This is a genomic window from Nocardioides sp. NPDC057772 (assembly GCF_042798075.1).
Classification (GTDB): domain Bacteria; phylum Actinomycetota; class Actinomycetes; order Propionibacteriales; family Nocardioidaceae; genus Nocardioides.
This window is the reverse complement of sequence record NZ_JBHVKN010000055.1, coordinates 1-19,948: the sequence shown is the minus strand read 5'-3', so window position 1 is coordinate 19,948 and position 19,948 is coordinate 1. Positions and strand designations below refer to the sequence as shown.

The 19,948-nt window shown below is 71.0% G+C and carries 19 protein-coding genes and 1 pseudogene; 13 read left to right on the top strand and 7 right to left on the bottom strand.

Annotated elements, in window-relative coordinates:
- Positions 1-19: 19 nt before the first annotated feature.
- Entirely contained in the window at positions 20-1,420 is a 1,401-nt protein-coding gene (locus ACFVJS_RS11970; protein ID WP_378879926.1) for a glycine--tRNA ligase, read from the bottom strand.
- Between the two features lie 160 nt (positions 1,421-1,580).
- Between ACFVJS_RS11970 and ACFVJS_RS11965 the strand changes: the two genes are divergently transcribed.
- Both ACFVJS_RS11965 and ACFVJS_RS11960 read left to right on the top strand, forming a co-directional pair.
- On the top strand, positions 1,581-2,051 hold the full coding sequence (locus tag ACFVJS_RS11965; RefSeq protein ID WP_378879924.1) for a hypothetical protein: 471 nt from the start codon (positions 1,581-1,583) through the stop codon (positions 2,049-2,051).
- Entirely contained in the window at positions 2,041-2,451 is a 411-nt protein-coding gene (locus ACFVJS_RS11960) for a hypothetical protein (protein WP_378879948.1), read from the top strand. Before ACFVJS_RS11965 ends, ACFVJS_RS11960 begins: the two co-directional genes overlap by 11 nt.
- Before the next feature lie 85 nt (positions 2,452-2,536).
- On the opposite strand, the gene ACFVJS_RS11955 is transcribed toward ACFVJS_RS11960, so the two are convergent.
- Both ACFVJS_RS11955 and ACFVJS_RS11950 read right to left on the bottom strand, forming a co-directional pair.
- Positions 2,537-3,082, bottom strand: coding sequence for a GrpB family protein (locus tag ACFVJS_RS11955; protein WP_378879922.1), 546 nt, complete (start codon positions 3,080-3,082; stop codon positions 2,537-2,539).
- Positions 3,083-3,140: 58 nt separating this feature from the next.
- Positions 3,141-4,379, bottom strand: a complete 1,239-nt coding sequence (locus tag ACFVJS_RS11950) for an alpha/beta fold hydrolase (RefSeq protein WP_378879919.1) — start codon at positions 4,377-4,379, stop codon at positions 3,141-3,143.
- A gap of 131 nt (positions 4,380-4,510) precedes the next feature.
- Here ACFVJS_RS11950 and bioB point away from each other — a divergent pair, with 131 nt between their 5' ends.
- From bioB to ACFVJS_RS11910, 8 genes are read left to right on the top strand one after another with little or no spacing between them, the layout of a single operon-like run.
- Positions 4,511-5,674 (top strand): biotin synthase BioB, encoded by a 1,164-nt coding sequence (gene bioB / locus ACFVJS_RS11945; RefSeq protein ID WP_378879916.1) that lies wholly within the window; start codon positions 4,511-4,513, stop codon positions 5,672-5,674.
- A complete protein-coding gene (locus tag ACFVJS_RS11940; RefSeq protein ID WP_378879913.1) occupies positions 5,655-6,965 on the top strand; it encodes an adenosylmethionine--8-amino-7-oxononanoate transaminase in 1,311 nt (436 codons plus the stop codon). Before bioB ends, ACFVJS_RS11940 begins: the two co-directional genes overlap by 20 nt.
- Before the next feature lies 1 nt (position 6,966).
- Positions 6,967-8,085, top strand: coding sequence for an 8-amino-7-oxononanoate synthase (locus tag ACFVJS_RS11935; RefSeq protein ID WP_378879910.1), 1,119 nt, complete (start codon positions 6,967-6,969; stop codon positions 8,083-8,085).
- Between the two features lie 53 nt (positions 8,086-8,138).
- Positions 8,139-8,786, top strand: coding sequence for a dethiobiotin synthase (bioD, locus tag ACFVJS_RS11930; protein WP_378879946.1), 648 nt, complete (start codon positions 8,139-8,141; stop codon positions 8,784-8,786).
- Between the two features lie 11 nt (positions 8,787-8,797).
- Positions 8,798-9,793 carry a metal ABC transporter substrate-binding protein gene (locus ACFVJS_RS11925; protein ID WP_378879907.1) on the top strand — a complete coding sequence of 332 codons (996 nt, stop codon included), beginning with the start codon at positions 8,798-8,800 and terminating at the stop codon, positions 9,791-9,793.
- A gap of 23 nt (positions 9,794-9,816) precedes the next feature.
- Positions 9,817-10,587 (top strand): metal ABC transporter ATP-binding protein, encoded by a 771-nt coding sequence (locus tag ACFVJS_RS11920; protein ID WP_378879905.1) that lies wholly within the window; start codon positions 9,817-9,819, stop codon positions 10,585-10,587.
- Complete coding sequence (locus tag ACFVJS_RS11915; RefSeq protein ID WP_378879902.1) at positions 10,587-11,606, top strand: metal ABC transporter permease; 1,020 nt, start codon at positions 10,587-10,589, stop codon at positions 11,604-11,606. The genes ACFVJS_RS11920 and ACFVJS_RS11915 overlap by 1 nt, the downstream gene beginning before the upstream one ends.
- Complete coding sequence (locus ACFVJS_RS11910) at positions 11,593-12,000, top strand: Fur family transcriptional regulator (protein ID WP_378879900.1); 408 nt, start codon at positions 11,593-11,595, stop codon at positions 11,998-12,000. The genes ACFVJS_RS11915 and ACFVJS_RS11910 overlap by 14 nt, the downstream gene beginning before the upstream one ends.
- 9 nt (positions 12,001-12,009) lie before the next feature.
- Here ACFVJS_RS11910 and ACFVJS_RS11905 read toward each other — a convergent pair whose 3' ends face one another.
- The 3 genes and pseudogenes from ACFVJS_RS11905 to recO all read right to left on the bottom strand — a co-directional run bounded on the left by ACFVJS_RS11905 (position 12,010) and on the right by recO (position 14,849).
- Positions 12,010-12,789, bottom strand: coding sequence for an isoprenyl transferase (locus ACFVJS_RS11905; RefSeq protein WP_378879898.1), 780 nt, complete (start codon positions 12,787-12,789; stop codon positions 12,010-12,012).
- A 178-nt stretch (positions 12,790-12,967) separates the two neighbouring features.
- Positions 12,968-13,777, bottom strand: a pseudogene (locus tag ACFVJS_RS11900) (YibE/F family protein); the annotation flags it as partial.
- A 343-nt stretch (positions 13,778-14,120) separates the two neighbouring features.
- On the bottom strand, positions 14,121-14,849 hold the full coding sequence (gene recO, locus ACFVJS_RS11895; RefSeq protein ID WP_378879895.1) for a DNA repair protein RecO: 729 nt from the start codon (positions 14,847-14,849) through the stop codon (positions 14,121-14,123).
- Between the two features lie 112 nt (positions 14,850-14,961).
- Between recO and ACFVJS_RS11890 the strand changes: the two genes are divergently transcribed.
- Positions 14,962-15,762: an ion transporter gene (locus tag ACFVJS_RS11890; RefSeq protein WP_378879892.1), complete on the top strand. Its 801-nt coding sequence runs from the start codon at positions 14,962-14,964 to the stop codon at positions 15,760-15,762.
- Positions 15,763-15,875: 113 nt separating this feature from the next.
- Positions 15,876-17,570 (top strand): protein kinase, encoded by a 1,695-nt coding sequence (locus ACFVJS_RS11885; RefSeq protein ID WP_378879890.1) that lies wholly within the window; start codon positions 15,876-15,878, stop codon positions 17,568-17,570.
- A 6-nt stretch (positions 17,571-17,576) separates the two neighbouring features.
- Here ACFVJS_RS11885 and ACFVJS_RS11880 read toward each other — a convergent pair whose 3' ends face one another.
- On the bottom strand, positions 17,577-18,953 hold the full coding sequence (locus ACFVJS_RS11880; protein WP_378879887.1) for a PLP-dependent aminotransferase family protein: 1,377 nt from the start codon (positions 18,951-18,953) through the stop codon (positions 17,577-17,579).
- A gap of 67 nt (positions 18,954-19,020) precedes the next feature.
- Between ACFVJS_RS11880 and ACFVJS_RS11875 the strand changes: the two genes are divergently transcribed.
- Positions 19,021-19,948, top strand: a 928-nt coding sequence (locus ACFVJS_RS11875; RefSeq protein ID WP_378879884.1) for a DMT family transporter, incomplete at its 3' end; no start/stop codon positions are given.

Below are 19,948 nucleotides of genomic sequence, written 5' to 3'. Positions count from 1 at the left end.
GTGTCCGCTCAGTCTGCGATCAGGCGCCGATGAGGCGCTCGGCGAAGTAGCGGCTCACGCCCTCGAGCGGGATCCGCTCCTGCTTCATGGTGTCGCGCTCGCGGACGGTGACCGCGTTGTCCTCGAGGGTTTCGAAGTCGACCGTCACGCAGTACGGCGTGCCGATCTCGTCCTGGCGACGGTAGCGCTTGCCGATCGACTGGGAGTCGTCGAAGTCGACGGCCCAGTTGGCGCGCAGCTCGGCCGAGAGCGCCTTCGCCTTCGGGGAGAGCGCCTCGTTGCGGCTGAGCGGGAGCACCGCGATCTTGACCGGCGCGACCCGGTGGTCGAGCCGGAGCACGACCCGCTTGTCGACGCCGCCCTTGGCGTTGGGGGCCTCCTCCTCGGCGTACGCGTCGACGAGGAAGGTCATCAGCGCACGGGTCAGACCGGCCGCGGGCTCGATGACGTAGGGCGTGTAGCGCTCGTTGTTGGCCTGGTCGAAGTACTGCAGGTCGGCGCCGGAGTGCTTCATGTGGGTGCTGAGGTCGAAGTCGGTGCGGTTGGCGATGCCCTCGAGCTCACCCCACTCGCTGCCGGGGAAGTTGAAGCGGTACTCGATGTCGACGGTGCGCTTGGAGTAGTGGCTCAGCTTCTCCTGGGCGTGCTCGTAGTGGCGCAGGTTGTCGGGGTTGATGCCGAGGTCGGTGTACCACCGGGTGCGCTCGTCGATCCAGTACTGGTGCCACTCCTCGTCCTCACCCGGCTTGACGAAGAACTCCATCTCCATCTGCTCGAACTCGCGGGTGCGGAAGATGAAGTTGCCCGGCGTGATCTCGTTGCGGAAGCTCTTGCCGGTCTGGGCGATGCCGAACGGGGGCTTCTGGCGGGTGCTGGTGACCACGTTGGCGAAGTTGATGAAGATGCCCTGCGCGGTCTCGGGACGCAGGTAGTGGAGGCCGCTCTCGTCCTCGATGACGCCGAGGTGGGTCTTGAGCATGCCGGAGAACTCCCGCGGCGGGGTCCAGGCGCCCCGGGTGCCGCAGTTGGGGCAGGCGACGCTCTCGTTGATGTCGACGTCGTCCGGGTTGGCGATGCCCTTCTTCTCCGCGTACTCCTCCTGGAGGTGGTCGAAACGGAACCGCTTGTGGCAGCTCTGGCACTCGACCAGCGGGTCGTTGAAAGTCTCGACGTGGCCGGAGGCGACCCAGGTCTGACGGGGCAGGATCACGCTCGAGTCGAGGCCGACGACGTCGTCGCGCTGCTGCACCATCGCCTTCCACCACTGGCGCTTGATGTTCTCCTTGAGCTCGACACCGAGGGGGCCGTAGTCCCAGGCGCTCCGGGTGCCGCCGTAGATCTCGCCGCAGGGGTAGACGAATCCGCGCCGCTTGGCGAGGGAGACGACGAGGTCAAGGGTGGATGCTGGCGGCTTTGCCACGATGAATGCTCTCTGCTCGAGGTGAGCCCGGCCGGCTGCCGGGCCACGGTGCTTGGGGGGATCTGCGGAAATCGTATCCGTGGTGTCATTTTGTTATGCACGCCGCCCGCCGGGCCAATTCGCTCGGCTGGTCGGGTGAGTGCCGATACCGTCGGTGGCCATGGAGCCGAACGCGCGTCGCCTGTGGAAGCTGCTCGAGCCGATCCATGCGGTGGGTTACTTCTCACCCGAACCGGTCGCCCTCCTCAAGGAGGCCGGCTACCGCGGCTACTGGATGGGCTACTTCGCCGCCCGGTCCGCTCCGCTCGGGCCAGTCCCCGCCGAGGTGGTCCATGCGGTGTTCTACAACTTCGCGTTCTCGCACGTCTCCCGCGCCCTCCCCGACGCCTGGGGGTTCGCACCGCCCGAGGCCGCGCACGAGGCCCGGCGCTCCGGTGCCGTCGCCGCGCTCCGCCGTCAGCTCGGCTCGCTCGCTGATTCCGACGACGTCGCGCGAGCCGCCTCGCTCGCCTCGCGGGCCGCACTCTCAGCTCAGCCGGAAGGCCGGCCGCTGTACGCCGCGCTGCGCTCGATCCCCCTCGCCGAGGACCCGCTGACCCTGCTGTGGGGACTCGGCCACGCTGCTCCGTGAGCACCGCGGTGACGGCCACGTCGCCAGCCTGCTCACTGCCGGGATCGGTGGGCGCGAGTCGCACGTCTTCCACGCCCTTGCCACCGGCCTCTCCCCCTCCGTCTACGCGACCTCGCGCAACATCCATGAGACCGAGTGGTCCGCGCTCGTCTCCGGCCTGCGCTCCCGGGGGCTCGTCACGGCCGACGGCAGCTCGCTCACCGACGTCGGGCGCGAGACCAAGGCCGGGATCGAGTCGACCACCGATGCGCTTGCCGCCACTGCGTACGCGACGTTGGAGGAGGCCGAGATCGAGGAGCTCATCGGACTGCTGCGCCCGCTGACCAAGGCTGTCGTCGCCTCCGGCGAGATCCCCCAGCAGTCCCCGATGGGGCTCGATCTCGATGACGCCACCACGTGACGTGCACACGGTCGTCACCAGTGTGACGAATGAGGCACCTCAACTGTCACATGCATAACGACCGTGTGCAGCCTGCCCCTCGAGTTCAGCGACTCGGGTCGTTGAGGGAGAGGATCTGGCGACGCTCGTCGTCGGTGAGGTCGGAGGCGGCGAGGATCTTCTGGAGGACGTCGGACTTGCGGGCGATGTAGGTGTCGATGTCTATGTCCGGGTCGGCGGCCAGGGCGAGCTTCACGGCGGCGTACTCGTCACGGAGGTCGTCGCGGCGACGCAGGATGTCGCGGACGGCGAGGTGGTTGCGTACGTTCAGGGTGCGGGCGGCGCAGACGTAGACGTGGCGCCGCGGGTCGTCGTCGGGCGCGTGGAACGCCTCGCGTCCGGCGACGCCGAGATCACCCCGGTGGCGGTATCCGATGCGTTCGAGCGCCGCGACCGCCGCGGGCACGTCCTTCGGCGCGACGATCACGTCGATGTCGAGGATGGGCTTGGCCGCCAGCCCCGGGACCGAGGTCGAGCCGACATGCTCGACGCTCGCCTCAGGTCCGTCAACGAGAGCCTTCCTCAGGATCTCGGCGACCTCCTCGAACCGGATCGGCCAACCAGGGTCGTACGCCGTCACCTCGATGCCCACGGGCGAGAGTCTGACAGGTCCGGCTCAGGCGTGACCGGCGATGCCCGGGTGCGGGCGGTCAGAGCCGTCCGCGGACCATGCCGATGAGGCGGCCCAGGACCTCCTCGGGAGCCACCTGGACACCGTTGTGGAGATGGGCGTTGGTGATCCACGGGCGCAGGGTGGGGACCAGGTCGGCGGTGGCGAGGGAGTGCTCGCGCAGGACGTACGGATCGTCGTAGTAGACCGCCGCGGCGCACGGGACCTCGACCGAGGCCAGCACCGACGGGTCGTAGAGGCTCGGCCACTCGCGCTCGGCGAGCAGGTCCGCCGTCTCGGCGAAGGGCGCCAGGAGCGGGTCCTCGGTGAGGTGCCACGGGAAGAGGTGCTCGGCGGTGAACAGGGTCGGGTCCTCTTCATACGCCGCCGGCTGGACCCGCGCAGAGGCCCAGCAGGTCGCCTGACCGTCGGCGTAGCACGCCTCGTGGACGAGTACGTAGAGCGGCGAGTGGCCGCTGAAGGGAAGCAGCGACGCGACCTCGTGACCGAAGCCGAGTCCGGCCGGGTCGCGCTCGAGGAGGTAGTGGATCTGCTCGGAGCCGCCGGTCATGCCGAGCCGGCTGCCGAGGGAGCGCGCCTGGCGGGCGGAGAGCAGGCCACCGTGCGGGAGCCGGATCTCGCCGGCCTCGCAGCGCTCGACCAGCGCGCGCATCCGGTCGCGGTCGCCGGGGAAGCGGGCGTAGTGGCGCTCGGTGAGCTCGATCGTGCGGGCGAAGGTCGCCGCGTAGATCTCGTCGACGGGCAGGCCGACCGGCGGCACTCCCCCGGTGAACAGCACCTCGCGCAGCGACTCGGGGTGGGTGGAGAGGTAGCGCAGGGAGCAGAAGCCACCGAAGGACTGACCGAGCAGGGACCATCGCTCGATCCCCAGATGGTGCCGGAGGAGCTCGGCGTCCTCGACGATCGAGTCGGCGCGGAAGTGGGACAGGTAGTCAGCCTGCGACTGCGGGCTCATCCCGGTCATCGCGGTGAGCGGCGTCGACCGCCCGGTCCCCCGCTGGTCGAGGAGGATCAGCCGGTAGTCCTCGAGCGCGCGCTCCAGCCAGCCCGGCACCATCGGGAGGTCGATCGGGCGGGGGCTCTCCCCGCCCGGGCCGCCCTGGAGGAAGAGCAGTGCGTCGCGGTCGTCGCGGTCGCCCGGGCGGCGCACCTCGCGGGCGAAGACGGTCAGCGTCTCCGGCCCGCCGCCGAGATGGTTCAGAGGCACCTCGATCTCGTGCTCGATCAGGATCAGTCCGGGGAGCGTCTCGATGTGCACAGACCGATCCTAAGCATGACGCCGTGCGACCGGATCCGGGCACTGGTCTCGACAAGCACGACCACCGGATCTAACCTGAACACCGTTCAACTGAACGACGTTCAGGTAGCCATCCCGAGGAGACGCCCCGCATGACGACAGCCTTCGACCAGCTAGCCGACCGGATCCTGTCCGGCGGGGCCGCCACCGCCGACGACGCGTTGGCGGTGCTGCGCACGCCTGATGCTGAGCTGATGGGCGTCGTCGCCGCGGCAGGCCGGCTGCGCCGCGAGCACTTCGGCAACACCGTGAAGGTGAACTACCTGGTCAACCTCAAGTCGGGGCTGTGCCCGGAGAACTGCAACTACTGCAGTCAGGCGCTCGGGTCGCAGGCACCGGTCCTCAAGTACTCCTGGCTGTCCAAGGACGAGACCCTCGAGCAGGCCGGCGCCGGGCTGCGCGGCGGCGCCACCCGGGTCTGCATGGTCTCCTCGGGCCGCGGGCCGTCCGACCGCGACATCGACAAGGTCGTCGAGATGACCTCCGCGCTCAAGGAGGCGCACGAGGGCGTCGAGGTCTGCGCCTGCCTCGGATTGCTCAAGGGCGGGCAGGCCGAGCGGCTGAAGGCGGCGGGGGTGGATGCGTACAACCACAACATCAACACCGCCGAGTCCCACCACGACAACATCGTCCAGACCCACACCTACGAGGACCGCGTCGACACGATCGGCAAGGCCAAGGACGCCGGCCTCTCGCCGTGCTCGGGCCTGATCGCGGGCCTGGGCGAGACCGACGAGCAGCTCGTCGAGGCGCTGTTCGCGCTCAAGGAGCTCGACGCCGACTCGATCCCGGTGAACTTCCTGATGCCGTTCGACGGGACGCCGTACGAGAACACCTGGGAGCTCTCCCCGACCCGGTGCGTGAAGATCCTGGCGATGGCACGGTTCGTCTGCCCGGACAAGGAGATCCGGATCGCGGGCGGGCGCGAGATGCACCTGCGCTCGCTGCAGGCCACCGCGCTGCAGGTCGCCAACTCGATCTTCCTCGGCGACTACCTGACCTCCGAGGGGCAGGACGCGCTGGCCGACCTGGAGATGCTGCGCGACAACGGCTTCGTCATCCTCGGCATGGACGAGAGCGCGTTCGGCGAGCTCATCGAGGAGCACCGCGCCAAGGCCGCCGGCCGGGTTGCCGTCGAGGGCTGCGGCAGCAGCTGCGGCGACGGCTGCGGGTCGGCCTGCGGCGGCCACGACGAGCAGGAGCGACCGGTGATCCGGCGCCGCGGAGCGGGAACCGATGTCGCTGCCAACGCTTGATCGGAGTCTCGGGAGCGCCTCCGATCTGCTCGCCTTCGACCGCGAGCACCTCTGGCATCCCTACACCTCGATGACCGACCCGGCGCCGGTGCGCCTCGTCACCGGCGCCGAGGGCGTACGCCTGCACCTCTCCGACGTCGACGGCGGGCGTCTCGAGGTCGTCGACGCGATGTCGTCGTGGTGGTCGGCGATCCACGGCTATCGGGTGCCCGAGCTGGACGCCGCGCTAACCGAGCAGGCGGGCCGGATGGCTCACGTGATGTTCGGCGGCCTGACCCACGCCCCGGCGATCGAGCTCGCCGAGCGGCTTGTCTCGATCACCCCGGAGCCCCTCCAGCACGTCTTCCTGGCCGACTCCGGGTCGGTGAGCGTCGAGGTCGCGATCAAGATGGCGCTGCAGTCCCAGCGCGGCCGCGGGCGGCCGGAGCGTGCGCGGCTGCTGACCGTGCGCGGCGGCTACCACGGCGACACCTTCGGGTGCATGAGCACGTGCGACCCGGTCGGGGGGATGCACTCGATGTTCACCGACGTCCTGACCCCGCAGGTCTTCGCCGAGCGCCCGCCTGCGCCGGGTGGTGACGTGGAGGCGTGGGCAGAGGGCGTACGCCGGGTCGCCGAGGCCCACGCCGACGAGCTCGCCGGGATCATCCTGGAGCCACGGCTCCAGGGCGCCGGGGGGATGTGGGCCTTCGACGACCGCTGCCTGGTCGTCCTCCGCGAGATCGCCGACGAGCACGGGCTGGTGCTGATCTTCGACGAGATCGCGACCGGATTCGGGCGCACCGGCGACCTGTTCGTGTCCTCCCGGGTCACGCCCGACATCCTCTGCCTCGGCAAGGCGCTCACCGGCGGCTACATGACCCTGGCCGCCGTGCTGACCACCGCCGAGGTCGCGCACGCGATCTCGCGGAGCGAGTCGGGGGTGCTGATGCACGGCCCCACCTTCATGGGCAACCCGCTCGCCTGCGCGGTGGCGCTGGCCTCGCTCGACCTGTTGGCGGCTCGAGGCTGGCAGCAGGACGTGGCGCGGGTCTCCGGCGCACTCTCGACCGGCCTCGTGCCCCTCACCGGTCTGCCGGGCGTCAGCGGCGTCCGTGTCCTCGGCGCCATCGGCGTGGTCCAGCTCGACCATCCCGTCGATGTCGCGAAGGCGACCGACGCCGCACTGCGGGAGGGTGTCTGGATCCGGCCGTTCCGCGACCTGATCTACACGATGCCGCCCTACGTCATCGGCGAGGACGACCTCGCCCGGATCTGCCGGGCCGTCGCCGCCGCGGCGGAGGTGGCCTGAGATGAGCTGGCAGAGCTGGCTCGACGAGGCGGCCACCGCACGCGAGGAGGCCGGGCTGACCCGACGGCTGCGGCCGCGCGGCCCCGACGACGGCGTCGTCGACCTGGCCGGCAACGACTACCTGGGTCTCGCCGGCCACCCCGAGGTGCGCCGCGCCGCGGCCGACGCGGCCCTGCTCTGGGGTGGCGGCGCGGGGGCGTCCCGGCTGGTCACGGGCACCTTGACGCTGCACAGCGAGCTGGAGACCGAGCTCGCCGACTGGCTCGGCCAGCCGGGAGCCCTGGCGTTCTCGACCGGCTACCACGCCAACCTCTCGGTCGTCGGCGCCTTGGCCGACCGCACCGCTCACGTCATCTCCGACGCCCACATCCACGCCTCGCTGATCGACGCCGTCCGGCTCTCCCGGGCGCAGCTCACGGTCGTTCCGCACAACAACGTGGCCGCGGTGCACGCGGCGCTGGCCGCCCGGCCGGGCGTACGCACCCTGGTGCTCGCCGAGTCGGTCTACTCGGTCCTCGGCGACGAGGCGCCGCTGGCCGAGCTGGCCGAGGTGTGCGCGACGTTCGGCGCGCTGCTGGTCGTCGACGAGGCCCACGGCGTCGGCGTGCACGGCCCAGGGCTCGTGCACCGCCACGGTCTCGCCGGGCGACCCCACGTGCTGGTCACCGCGACGCTCTCCAAGAGTCTGGGCAGCCAGGGCGGGGCCGTGCTGGGGCCGCGAGCGGTCCTCGACCACCTGATCAACACGGCGCGACCGTTCATCTTCGACACCGGCCTGGCTCCCGCCTCCGCCGCCGCGGCGCTGGCCGCGGCGCGGGTCGCGCGATCACGGCCGGACCTGGCCGACACGATCCGGGCCCGCGTCACCGGGCTGGCCCACACTCTCGGAGTTCCAGCTCCTGCCGGAGCGGTGCTGTCGGTGCCGATGCCCTCGCCGGAGGCGGCGGTCGGCGCCCAGGCCGACCTGTTCGCCGAGGGCGTACGCGTCGGTTGCTTCCGCCCGCCGTCCGTCCCCGACGGGGTTTCCAGACTTCGGATCACCGCCGGAGCAGGTGTCGCCGAAGAGGATTGGGAGCGGGCGACCAAGGCCATCGACACGGTCGTGGGTGAGGTCCGGTGACCGGGTTGGTGGATGTCCACCGAGGTGACTCGGTCAGCATCCCGGGGCGCGACATGAGCGGGCGGGTCGTCATCGTCACCGGCACCAACACCGGAGTGGGCAAGACCGTCGCGACCGCGACCCTGGCGTCGCGGGCGCGTACGAACGGCGAGAAGGTCACGGTCGTCAAGCCGGTCCAGACCGGCACCGACGACGGCGACTGCGACGCTGCCGAGATCCACCGGCTGACCGGGATCGAGGTCCACGAGCTGACCCGGCTCGGGGAGCCGCTCGCGCCGGACACCGCGGCACGACGGGCCGGCGTGGAGATCCCGCCGGTCGCTGCGTACGCTCCGACGATCTCGGCCCTGACGGGAGACAACGATCTCGTCCTGGTGGAGGGCGCGGGTGGCCTGCTGGTGCGCCTGGACACCGACGGCGGCACGCTCCTCGACCTGGCCGACGCTCTCCTGGCCGCGGGCGTGACCACGTCGTTCGTCGTCGTCACCGCGGCCGGCCTGGGCACCCTCAACCACACCGAGCTGACCGTGGCCGCGCTGCGCGCCCGGGGGCACGAGCCCGACGGACTGATCATCGGCTCCTGGCCGGGCGATCCGGGACTGGCCGAGCGGTGCAACCGCGTCGACCTCCCTCGGGTGACCGGCGTACCCCTGCTCTTCGGCATCCCGGAAGGAATTGACAACCATTCTCAACTACGCTGAGAATGGTTCTCATGGCCCCCACTTTCCGTTCCGCCGGCCTGCTTGCTGCCGGCACGCTCCTGCTCACCTCCGGCTGCGCTGCCCTCTCCGACGACTCCGGCTCCGCCGGTTCCGACTCGGGGAAGGTCCAGGTCGCGGCCGCGTTCTACCCGCTGGAGTTCGTCGCGGAGCGGGTCGCGGGTGACCTCGCCGACGTCAGCGGCCTCACCAAGCCGGGCGTCGAGCCCCACGACCTCGAGCTCAGCATCAACCAGACCGCCGCGCTGCAGAGCGCCGACGTGATCCTCACCGAGCACGGCTTCCAGCCCGCCGTCGACGACGCGATCGAGCAGGACGTCAAGGGCACCGTGGTCGACGTCGAGAAGACCGTCGAGCTGCGCACCGCCGAAGAGGGCCCGGACGAGCACGGCCACGAGGAGGAGGAAGCCCACGCCGAGGAGAGTGCGGACGCTCACGCCGAGGAGGGCGAGGACGCCCACGACCACGGCGAGCTCGACCCCCACTTCTGGCACGACCCGGCGCTCATGGCCGACTACGCCGAGGCCGTCAGTGCCGCACTGGCGAAGGCCGACCCCGACAACGCCGACACCTACACGGCCAACGCGAAGGACCTGAGCGCGGACCTGACCGCGGTCGACGAGGAGTTCAAGACCGGCCTGGCGCAGTGCAAGATCAAGGAGGTCGTGGTCTCCCACGACGCCTTCGGCTACCTCGACAAGTACGGTCTCGAGTTCGAGTCGATCGCCGGCCTGACCCCCGACGCCGAGCCCAACCCGGCCCAGCTCGCCGAGATCGGTGAGCACGCCAAGGAGCACGGCGTGACGACCATCTTCTCCGAGCGCCTGGTCAGCACCGCGCTCGCCGACACCCTGGCCGAGGACCTCGGGCTGAAGACCGCCGTGCTCGACCCGATCGAGGGGCTCTCGGCAGACACCGAGGGAGAGGACTACCTTTCCCTCATGCGCCAGAACCTCGACGCCTTGAAGGCGGCCAACGGTTGTCAGTGAATCCTGTCCCCGCTGATGTCCCCGTGCAGCTGCTGCACGGGGATGTCGCGCTGTCCGGGCGCCCGGTGCTGCGCGACGTCGACCTGACGGTCGAGCGTGGCGAGTTCGTCGCGCTGATGGGCGCCAACGGGTCCGGCAAGTCGACGCTCGTACGCACCCTGGTCGGCCTCAACCCGCTCTCGGCCGGTCGACTGGAGCTCTTCGGCCGCGCCCTGTCGGGCTTCCACGACTGGTCTCGGGTCGGCTACGTGCCGCAGCGCTCGACGGCCACGGGCGGCGTCCCGGCCTCGGTCTGGGAGGTCGTCGCGTCCGGCCGGCTCACCCACCGCAAGCTGCTGCGGCCGCTGCGCAGCGCCGACCGGGCCGCGATCCGGGCCGCGCTCGAGGTGGTCGGGATGGACGCGTACGCCCATCGCGGGGTCTCCCAGCTCTCCGGCGGCCAGCACCAGCGGGTGCTGATCGCGCGGGCTCTCGCCGGCCGCCCCGAGCTGCTCCTGCTCGACGAGCCCACCGCGGGTGTCGACCTGCCCAACCAGCAGGCACTGGCCGAGGCGCTCGGCCGGCTCAAGGCCGACGGGGCCACGATCGTGCTGGTCGCCCACGAGCTCGGGCCGCTGGCCCCGCTGGTGGACCGTGCCGTCGTCATGCGCGACGGCCGCAAGGCCTACGACGGCCCTCCCCTCTCCGACGCCGACGTCCATGCCCAGGGCTTCGACGCCGCGCACGTCCACTGCGACGACGCCTCGGCCCGCGCCGCCAACGCCGCGGTCCCGACGCCGTTGAAGGAGCTGTGATGACACTCCTCGAGCTCTTCTCGGTCCCGTTCATGCAACGGGCACTGATCGCGGCGTTCCTCGTCGGGATCGCAGCACCGGCGGTCGGCACCTACATCGTGCAGCGACGACTGGCGCTGATGGGCGACGGCATCGGTCACGTCGCCGTCACCGGCGTCGCGATCGGCCTGTGGACGCAGACGTCACCGACCTGGACCGCCGTGGTCGTCGCGATCGCCGGCGCCGTGGTCATCGAAGTCGTGCGCGAGCGCGGCCATGCCGAAGGTGACGTCGCCCTGGCGATGCTCTTCTACGGTGGGCTGGCCGGCGGTGTCTTCGTCACCGGGCTGGCCGGCACCGGCGCCTCCCGGCTCCAGGAGTTCCTCTTCGGCTCGATCCTGACCATCTCGGTCGACGACCTGCTCGTCACGATGGCGCTCTCGGTGGTGCTGATCGTGATCTGCGTCGGGCTCTCGCCGCAGCTGTTCGCCGTCTCCCAGGACGCCGACTACGCCAAGGTCGCCGGGCTGCCGGTGCGGTTCTACTCGATCCTGGTCGCCGTGCTGGCCGCGCTGAGCGTGGTCATCGCGATGCGCACCGTCGGGCTGCTGCTCGTCTCGGCGCTGATGGTCGTCCCGGTTGCGATCGTGCAGCAGCTGACCCGGTCGTTCCGGATGACGCTGCTCGGCGCGATGGGCGCCGGCCTGGCCGCCTCGGTCGGCGGCCTCGTGCTGGCGGCGGTGCTGTCGCGTACCGGCGCCAACGTCCAGCCCGGTCCCAGCATCGTGCTGGTCGCACTGGCCGGGTTCTTCCTGGTCTGGCCGGTCGGCGCCTGGCTACGCCGCCGGCGGGCGCTGAAGGCTCCGTTCCCGGAGTCCTCGCCCGACGAGAAGCCGGTCGACGAGGCCCACCCGCACCACCACGGCGAGAAGTGCGGCCACGTCGCGGTCGAGCACGGCGATCATGTCGACTACATCCACGACGGGCACCGGCACGCGGCGCACGTCGGCGCGGAGGGAGAGCACTATGACGAACACTGACCCTTTGGCGGCTGACTCCCCGAACGCTCTGCGCCCCACCAAGCAGCGGCTCGCGGTCGCCGAGGCGCTGGAGACGTACGACGGCTTCCACTCGGCCCAGGAGATCCACTCCCGCCTCGACGGCGCCGTCGGCCTCGCCACCGTCTACCGCACCCTGACCGCGCTGGCCGAGGCCGGCGCGGTCGACGCGATGCGTTCGGAGGACGGCGAGACCATCTACCGTCGCTGCTCCGACACCCACCACCATCACCTGGTCTGCCGCGGCTGCGGCCGCACCGTGGAGGTCGAGGGCCCCGCCGTCGAGCGCTGGACCAAGACCATGGCCGAGGAGAACGGCTTCACCGACGTCTCCCACACCCTGGAGATCTTCGGCACCTGCACCGACTGCCGTTAGTTCCGCTGGTCAGACGGGGTTGGGGAGGGCACCGCCGTAGCGGCGGTCCCGGGCGGCGTACGTCTCGATGGCGTGCCACAGGTGACGGCGGTCGACGTCGGGCCAGAGCACGTCGGTGAAGACGAACTCGGAGTAGGCGGCCTGCCACAGCATGTAGTTCGACAGCCGCTGCTCGCCCGACGTGCGCCAGATCAGGTCGGCGTCGGCGAGCTCGGGGACGTAGAGGTACTTCTCGATCGTCTTCTCAGTGATCTTGGCCGGGTTGAGGCGACCAGCACGTACGTCCTCACCCATCGCCCGCATCGCATCGGTGAGCTCGGCACGGCCGCCGTAGTTGACGCACATCGTCAGCGTGCAGACGGTGTTGTTCTTCGTCATCTCCTCGGCGACCCTGAGCTCGTTGATCACCGACTTCCACAGCCGCGGCGCGCGGCCGGCCCAGCGGACCCGGACGCCGAGCTCGTTCATCTCGTCGCGGCGGCGGCGGATGACGTCGCGGTTGAAGCCCATCAGGAACTTCACCTCGTCGGGCGAGCGCGACCAGTTCTCGGTGGAGAAGGCGTAGGCGGAGACCGCCTTCACGCCGATCTCGATGGCACCTTCGACGACGTCGAAGAGCGAGGACTCACCCTCTTCGTGGCCCTTGGTCCGGGGGAGGCCACGCTCCTTGGCCCATCGGCCGTTGCCGTCCATGATGATCGCCACGTGCTCCGGGACGAGGTCCTTGGGGACCGGGGGCGGGGTAGCCCCGGACGGGTGGGGTGTTGGGGTACGGACCGGCTTGCTCACGAGGCCCCACCCTAGTCGGCGGATAACCGGCGGGCGGCTGCGGCCTGGGCGGCTGCTGCCCCGGCGGCCGCGCCCCGGGCGGTTGCGGCCTGGGCGGGACCATGGGGCGCTGGGGCGCGTCGTACTCCATCTCCTCCGGCCGCCCGGCCGGGCCGGGGACGGTCAGCGCCCCGATGATCGTGGTGATCGGCATCGCCAGCACCACCCCGATGCCGGCGGCCATCGTGGAGACGATCTCCCCGGCCATCTGCTCGGTCGTCAGCAGCGAGAAGAACGTGCGGTCGTAGAGCTGGATCACCAGCAGCAGGGTCAGCGCGGTGCCGACATAGGCGAACACGATCGTGTAGATCGTCGAGGCGACGTGGTCGCGGCCGATCCGCATCGCGCCACGGAAGACGTCCCAGCGAGACGTGGTCGGTCCGGCAGCGCGCAGCTCCCACACCGCGGATGCCTGGGTGATGGTGACGTCGTTGAGCGCGCCGAGGCCGGCGATGATCACCGCCGCGACCAGAAGGCTCTGCAGGTCGAGCTCGGCGTCGAGCGAGGAGAGCGTCTGACCGCTCTCGGAGCCCAGACCGCTGAGCCGGCTCCCGCCGATCGCGAGGGTGCCGATCAAAGCGGTCACCGCGACCCCGGCGAGCGTGCCTGCGAGCGCCACCGACGTACGCACTGAGAGGCCGTGGGTCGTGTAGAGCACGACGTAGAGGATCAGCACCGAGGAGACCAGCGCGACCCATGCCGCCGGCTCGCCCGAGAGCAGCGCCGGCAGCAGGAACAGCCACACCACCGCGCCCGCGAAGCCCAGGCCGAGCACGGCCATCAACCCGCGCAGCCGGGCGACGGCGATGACGCACACGACGAAGAGGCCGACCAGCAGGAGCAGCGGCGGTCCGCGCTTGACGTCGAAGAAGGCGTACGTCGCCTCTCCCTCCTTCTCCGTGCGCGAGAGCTCCACCTCGTCACCGGTCTCCAGTCCCGAGCGGGCCATCGGCGTCGAGATCTCGACCGCCACCTCGGCGCCGGTGTCGGGTCCGCTGGTCAGCTTCACCGAGGCCTTGTTGCAGCCCTCGGGCGTGCCTTCGGCGGTGCACGGCTCGGCGACCGCGGTCACCTCGGCCGTCTCGAAGACGACGCCGTCGGCGACGAACTCCTGCGATCCCTGCAGCTTCTCGACCGCGGCCCGATCGGGCCACCAGACCGCCACACCGACGACGGTGACCACGGCGACGAGCACCAGCGAGACGGTCAGCACCATCCGCGGCAGCGCCTCGACCTCCACCGCGGCGGCGTGCCCGCCGTGGGAGTGGCCGTGAGAGTGGGCCATCGTTTCCTCAGCTCTCGACGTATTCGAGCGAGCGCAGGTTGCGGTCCAGATGCCAGGAGAGGTACGCAGCGACCAACCCGCTCGCCTGCCTGCTGGTCCGGTCCTCGGCGCCGCCGACGGTATCCCAGTCACCTGAGAGCAGCGCCCCGAGGTGGGTGAGCGTCTCGGGCGCGGGCGTCGCCGAACCCGGCACCCGGCAGGTCGTGCACAGCGCACCACCCATGGAGACGTTGAACCACCGGTGCGGACCCTCCAGCCCGCAGCGCGCGCAGGCCTCGAAGCTCGGCGCGTAGCCGGCAACGGCCAGGGAGCGCAGCAGGTAGGAGTCGAGCACATGTCGGGGCAGCCGGTCGCCCTGGGCGAGCACCCGCAGCCCACCGACGAGCAGCAGATACTGCTGCGGCGCCGGCTCGCCCTCCTCGTGCACCAGCCGGTCGGCGGTCTCGAGCATCGCGGTGCCGGCGGTGTAGCGGTCATAGTCGAGCCCGATGCCCGCGTGGAACAAGGTCAGCGTCTCGGCCTGGGTGATCGTGTCGAGGTTGCGCCCCTCGGCGAACTGCAGGTCGACGTGGGTGAACGGCTCCAGGCGCGAGCCCCACCGCGAGGTGGTGCGCCGCACCCCCTTCGCCACCGCACGCACCCGTCCGTGATGACGGGTGAGCATGGTGATGATCCGGTCGGCCTCACCGAGCTTGTGGGTGCGAAGCACGATGGCCTCGTCGCGGTAGAGGGGCACGGCACTATTCTGCCGCGCCGCACCGACAACCGTGGCAGCGACAGACCCACATCATGTCAACGACGCGTGTGGCTGACCGGCTTCGGTGGACACGTCTCCTATCGTGCCCACCATGAGCTCCGCAGGCATCGACCGCCGCCACGACGACCGCCGGCCGGGCGCCGCGCCGACGCCGCCGGTCACGGTCGTCGACTGGCTGATGCTGGCGCTCGCGATCGTCTCGGTCGCACTGCTGGTCTGGATCACCTTCTGGGACGTACCCCAGGTCTGGGCCGACCGGGTGATCATCGCCGACTACGTGATCTGCGGGATCTTCTTCGTCGAGTTCTGCGTCCGCTGGGCGCGGTCCGGACTGGGCTGGAAGTTCCTGGCTCTCTACTGGTACGAGATCCTCGGCATGATCCCGCTCTCGGACCCGGCCTTCCGTGCCTTCCGGCTGCTGCGGGTGGTGGTCATCTTCCTGCGCCTGATGCGTGCGGCCGACCGTGCCTTCGGCGACCGCGTCTCGGCGTACGTCGTGGGGAGGTTCTCCGGGGCGATCGTCAACGCGATCCGCAAGCCGATCACGGTCGCGGTGCTCGACGAGGTGATCGCGGTGATCCAGACGGGCAACTACACCCGGCACATCTCCAGCGCGATCGAGGAGAACCGCGCCGAGATCGACACGCTCATCATCGACCTGATCCGCCGGGACCAGGCGACCGGAAAGCTGAAGTATCTCCCCTTCCACGACGACGTCGTCCGTCTCGTGGCCGACACGGTGCTGCGCCTGGTCGACGAGGGCCTGGCCGACCCGCGGGTCCACGAGATCATCTCCGACGCCATCCGCGAGTCCGCCAAGGAGCTGCGGGAGAACATCGGCTCGGACGAGTACGCCGCGGTCAAGCGCGACCAGGAGCGGTTCGGGAAGTAGATCTCGTTTTCTTTGCGAAACGACCTGAATCAGGTGTCACCGCAGGCCCTCCCCGCGGTTTCAGGGCATGATTCGGGCATGACTGACCGGCACGGCTCTCGGGGACGGGAGCGATGAGCGCGACCTTCCCGACCCACCTCGGGCGGTTGCAGCAGGTCCGCCACATCGGCGCCGGCGCCTTCGCCTCCGTCTGGCTCTACTACGACCCCGATCTCGACTCCCACGTCGCGGTCAAGGCGCTCTCCCCCGGCTGGGTGTCGAATCCGGAGATCCACCAGCGGTTCCTCCAGGAGGCCCGGCTGCTCCGCTCGGTCGACTCACCCCATGTCGTGCGTGTCTACGACATCGGCCAGACGTCGACCGGCATCCCCTTCTTCGTGATGTCGTACGCCGACGGCGGCTCGGTCGCCGACCTGCTCAAGGGCTCGCCGGGCGGCCTGGACGTGTGCGAGGTCGCCGACATCGTCTCGCAGGCGGCCGACGGACTGATGGCCCTGAAGGCCCGCGGCGTGATCCACCGCGACATCAAGCCCGCCAACCTGCTGCTCACCTCCGAGACCTCCGGCGGCATCGCCGGGGCTCGCCGGGTGATGATCGCCGACCTCGGCGTGGCCCGCTCGCTCGATTCGCTCAACGAGGTCACCCGCGACATCGGCACCCCGTCCTACATGGCGCCCGAGCAGCTCGACCCGGACCTGCCGATCGACCACCGCGCCGACGTACGCGCTCTCGGGGCGGTCGCCTGGGCTCTGCTCGCCGGCCGCTCCCCCGCCCCCGCGCTCGGGCTCACCTCCCGGGTGCCGGAGGCAGGAACCGTACGTCCCCTCCCGGCCTCGATCAGCCAGGCCATCGGCCGGGCGCTGGAGCCCCGGGCCGGGGACCGCTGGCCCGATGCCCGCTCGTTCGGCGACGCCCTTCGCGCCGCCGCGCAGGGCACCCGTACGCCACCGGCTCACGCGGCGCCCCAACCTCCGCCGCCCACGTCTCCGTGGCAGAAGTCGGCGGCTCAGGTGCCGCCCGTCGGCCCGCCCAGCGTGCCACCACCCAGCGGCTCGCCGTTCGACCAGCCGACCACGGTGCCGACGGGCGCCGGGTCCCAGCAGCGCCCGAAGAAGCGCACCGGCCTGCTCGTCGGCGGCGCGATCGCGGCGGTCGTCGTGATCGGGCTCGTCGCCGGACTGATCCTCTTCTTGGGCCGAGGCGGCGACATCCCCGAGGCCGGGGAGTGCCGCGACCTCGACTTCGACGCGGGCAACACGTTCGTCGACGAGACCGCCCCGGTCGACTGCTCCGAGCCCCACACGCTCTACACGTTCCACGTCGCCACCGACGTGAAGAACTACAACGACAACGAGGCCGCCGGCGCCGCCTGCTACAGCCGCATCGAGACCGGCCTCGGGCTGCGCCCCGAGATGTTGGCCCGCACGGCCTACCTGGTCAACTGGTACTGGCCCAAGGAGTCGACCTGGAACGACGGTGACCGTTACGTCAGGTGCGACATCGTCGTGACCGTCCTGAAGGCCCCGCTGATCGACCTGCCCGAGGACCCGATTCCGGCCCCGGCGGACCTGCGCGCCTGCATCGACAGCACCGTCGACAAGATCGTGCACTGCGGGACCACCCACGACTACGTGGTCGTCGACACCTTCGAGATGACCGGTGACACCTACCCCGATCAGGCCGAGACCAACGTCCAGGGTCTGGCGGGCTGCCCGACGGAGGCGACCATGTTCCAGCCTCCGTTCGAGTCCGCCTGGAACTCCGGCAGCCGGATCGGCCTCTGCGCGAAGTACGACGCCGAATCCTAGGCCTCTCTAGGAGATCAGCGGCGCCAGTCGCCTGACCGCCTCCCGGAGGCGGTCAGGGGTCGTCGCGGCGTAGCCGATCACCAGGCCGGGTGGCCCCTCTCCCTGACGATGCCGGGACAGCGGGTGGACCGCGATGCCCGCCTCGAGGGCGGCCTCGGCGACCGCGGTGTCGTCGAGCCCGTCGGGAAGGGTCGTCAGGACATGCAGCCCGGCCGCGACACCTCTTACCCGAACGGTCGGCAGATGCTCGGCGAGCGCCTCGAGCAGGGCGTCGCGCCGGGCCTTGTGTCGCTGTCGCACCAGCCTCAGGTGACGCTCGAAGGCCCCCGAGGTCAGCATCCGCGCCAAGGTGATCTGGGGCAGCGCCGGGCTGGCGAGGTCGAGCCAGTAGCGAGCCTCGACCAGTTCCTCATGCATCCCCGGCGGGGCGATCAGCCACCCGATCCGCATCGCCGGCGCGAGCGTCTTCGACACGCTGCCGAGGTGGACGACCCGGTCGGGTGCGAGCACCTTCACCGCGGCGACGGGCGGCCGGTCGTAGCGGTGCTCGGCGTCGTAGTCGTCCTCGATCACCAGCCGGTCCGGCCCTGCCCGGACCCACTCGACCAGCGCCCGCCGGCGCTGGGGTGAGAGCACGACACCGGTCGGGAACTGGTGCGCGGGCGTGGCGACGACGGCGTCGACCCCGCTGGCTCCGAGCGCCGCCACGTCCAGGCCGTCGTCGTCCACGGATACGGGAACGGTCGTCATCCCCCACCGCTGCAGGTGCACCCGGGCGCCGTACGACCCCGGATCCTCGAACCCGATCGTGGTCCGGCCGCGTTCGTCCAGCCACCGGGCCAGGAGCACCAGACCCTGGGCGACACCGTTGATCACCAGGATCTCGTCGGGCGAGACGGTGATACCCCGCGTACGCCCCAGCCAGACCGCGAGCGCCTCCCGGAGCACCGGAACGCCACGCGGATCGCCATAGCCCAGGTCGGTGCTGCCGACCTCGGCGAGCACCTCCCGCGAGGCCCGCGCCCAGGCCGCCCGCGGGAAGGCGGACAGGTCAGGCACTCCCGGGGAGAGGTCCAGCTCGGGCGTCGGCAGGCGCGTGGCGGCACCGAGCCGGCGTACGGCACCGGGAACGGCGCTCACCCGCGTCCCGCCGCCACTGCGGGCCGAGAGCAGTCCCTCGTCGGTGAGCCGCTGGTACGCCTCGACGACCACCCCGCGCGAGACACCGAGCTGGGTGGCGAGGGTGCGCGATGCCGGCACCCGCGCGCCGACCGCCAGCCGGCCGTCGGCAACGGCCTCGCGCAGCGCGCCGGTGAGCCAGGTCGCCAGCCCGCCCGGCGGCACACCCGCCGGGTCGAGCTGGAGGAAGTCGGCCCCGGTCACTTGGTCCACTCTGCCATGTCGATCTTGGTTCTGTCTTCCGGACCAAGTCGGCGCGAACCTTGTCGTCATGAGCATCGATGCCCTCCGCCGCCCCGACACCCTCACCGCAGAGTCCGGTGGAGCATCGCCCCATCGCGGCACCCTGCTCGGGATCGCGTTCGCCGCGGCCGGGATGGTCTGCGTGGGCAGCAGCGTCGCCGTCTCGGCGGCGATCACCGATGCCCCGCTCTTCACCCTCCAGTCCGTCCGCTACGCCCTCGCCGCCGTGCTCCTGCTCGTGGTGGCCCGCGTCACCGGCTGGCGGGTGCCGCGCCCGCGCGGCTGGGAGTGGCTCTGGCTCGCCGGGGTGGCGACCGTGGGGCTGGTGCTCTTCAACGTCGGCGTCGTACGCGGCGTCGCCCACGCCGAACCTGCGGTGATCGGGGTGGCGGTGGCCGCGGTCCCGATGCTGCTCGCGGTCGTGCCGGCGATCGCGACCCGCACCCTCCCGGCGCGTGGGGTGATCGTCGGAGCCACGGTCGTGACGACCGGCGCCGTCCTGGTCCAAGGCTTCGGACGGACCGATGCGGCGGGCGTCGGCTACGCGCTCCTGGTGCTCGTCTGCGAGGCGGGCTTCACGCTCCTGGCGGTCCCGGTGCTGCGGCGTCTGGGCGCCTTCGGCGTCTCGTTCCACTCGGTGTGGATGGCGGCGGCCGGCATGGCCGTCATCGGTGTGGTGGCCGAGGGGCCGGCGGCGGTCACCACGCTCGACACCGTCGACCTGCTCGCGGCGCTCCACCTGGCCGTGGTCGTCACCACGCTCGCGTTCCTGCTCTGGTTCACCGCGGTCGGGCGCCTCGGCTCCGGGCGCGCCGGCCTGCTGACCGGCGTCGTGCCCGTGGCGGCGGCCGCCCTCGGCGTACCTCTCAACGGGATCGCGCCCGGCCCGATGGTCTGGCTGGGCACAGCCGTCGTCGCGCTGGGCCTGGTGCTCGGCCTGCGCGGCGGCGCCGCCG

Bases quoted from the DNA above. Each gene is read 5' to 3' on its own strand.
- ACFVJS_RS11910 (WP_378879900.1), top strand. From the start codon at position 11,593: ATGACGAACACTGACCCTTTGGCGGCTGACTCCCCGAACGCTCTGCGC.
- ACFVJS_RS11890 (WP_378879892.1), top strand. From the start codon at position 14,962: ATGAGCTCCGCAGGCATCGACCGCCGCCACGACGACCGCCGGCCGGGC.
- ACFVJS_RS11925 (WP_378879907.1), top strand. From the start codon at position 8,798: ATGGCCCCCACTTTCCGTTCCGCCGGCCTGCTTGCTGCCGGCACGCTC.
- bioD (WP_378879946.1), top strand. From the start codon at position 8,139: ATGAGCGGGCGGGTCGTCATCGTCACCGGCACCAACACCGGAGTGGGC.
- bioB (WP_378879916.1), top strand. From the start codon at position 4,511: ATGACGACAGCCTTCGACCAGCTAGCCGACCGGATCCTGTCCGGCGGG.
- ACFVJS_RS11915 (WP_378879902.1), top strand. From the start codon at position 10,587: ATGACACTCCTCGAGCTCTTCTCGGTCCCGTTCATGCAACGGGCACTG.
- ACFVJS_RS11965 (WP_378879924.1), top strand. From the start codon at position 1,581: ATGGAGCCGAACGCGCGTCGCCTGTGGAAGCTGCTCGAGCCGATCCAT.
- ACFVJS_RS11885 (WP_378879890.1), top strand. From the start codon at position 15,876: ATGAGCGCGACCTTCCCGACCCACCTCGGGCGGTTGCAGCAGGTCCGC.
- ACFVJS_RS11940 (WP_378879913.1), top strand. From the start codon at position 5,655: ATGTCGCTGCCAACGCTTGATCGGAGTCTCGGGAGCGCCTCCGATCTG.
- ACFVJS_RS11935 (WP_378879910.1), top strand. From the start codon at position 6,967: ATGAGCTGGCAGAGCTGGCTCGACGAGGCGGCCACCGCACGCGAGGAG.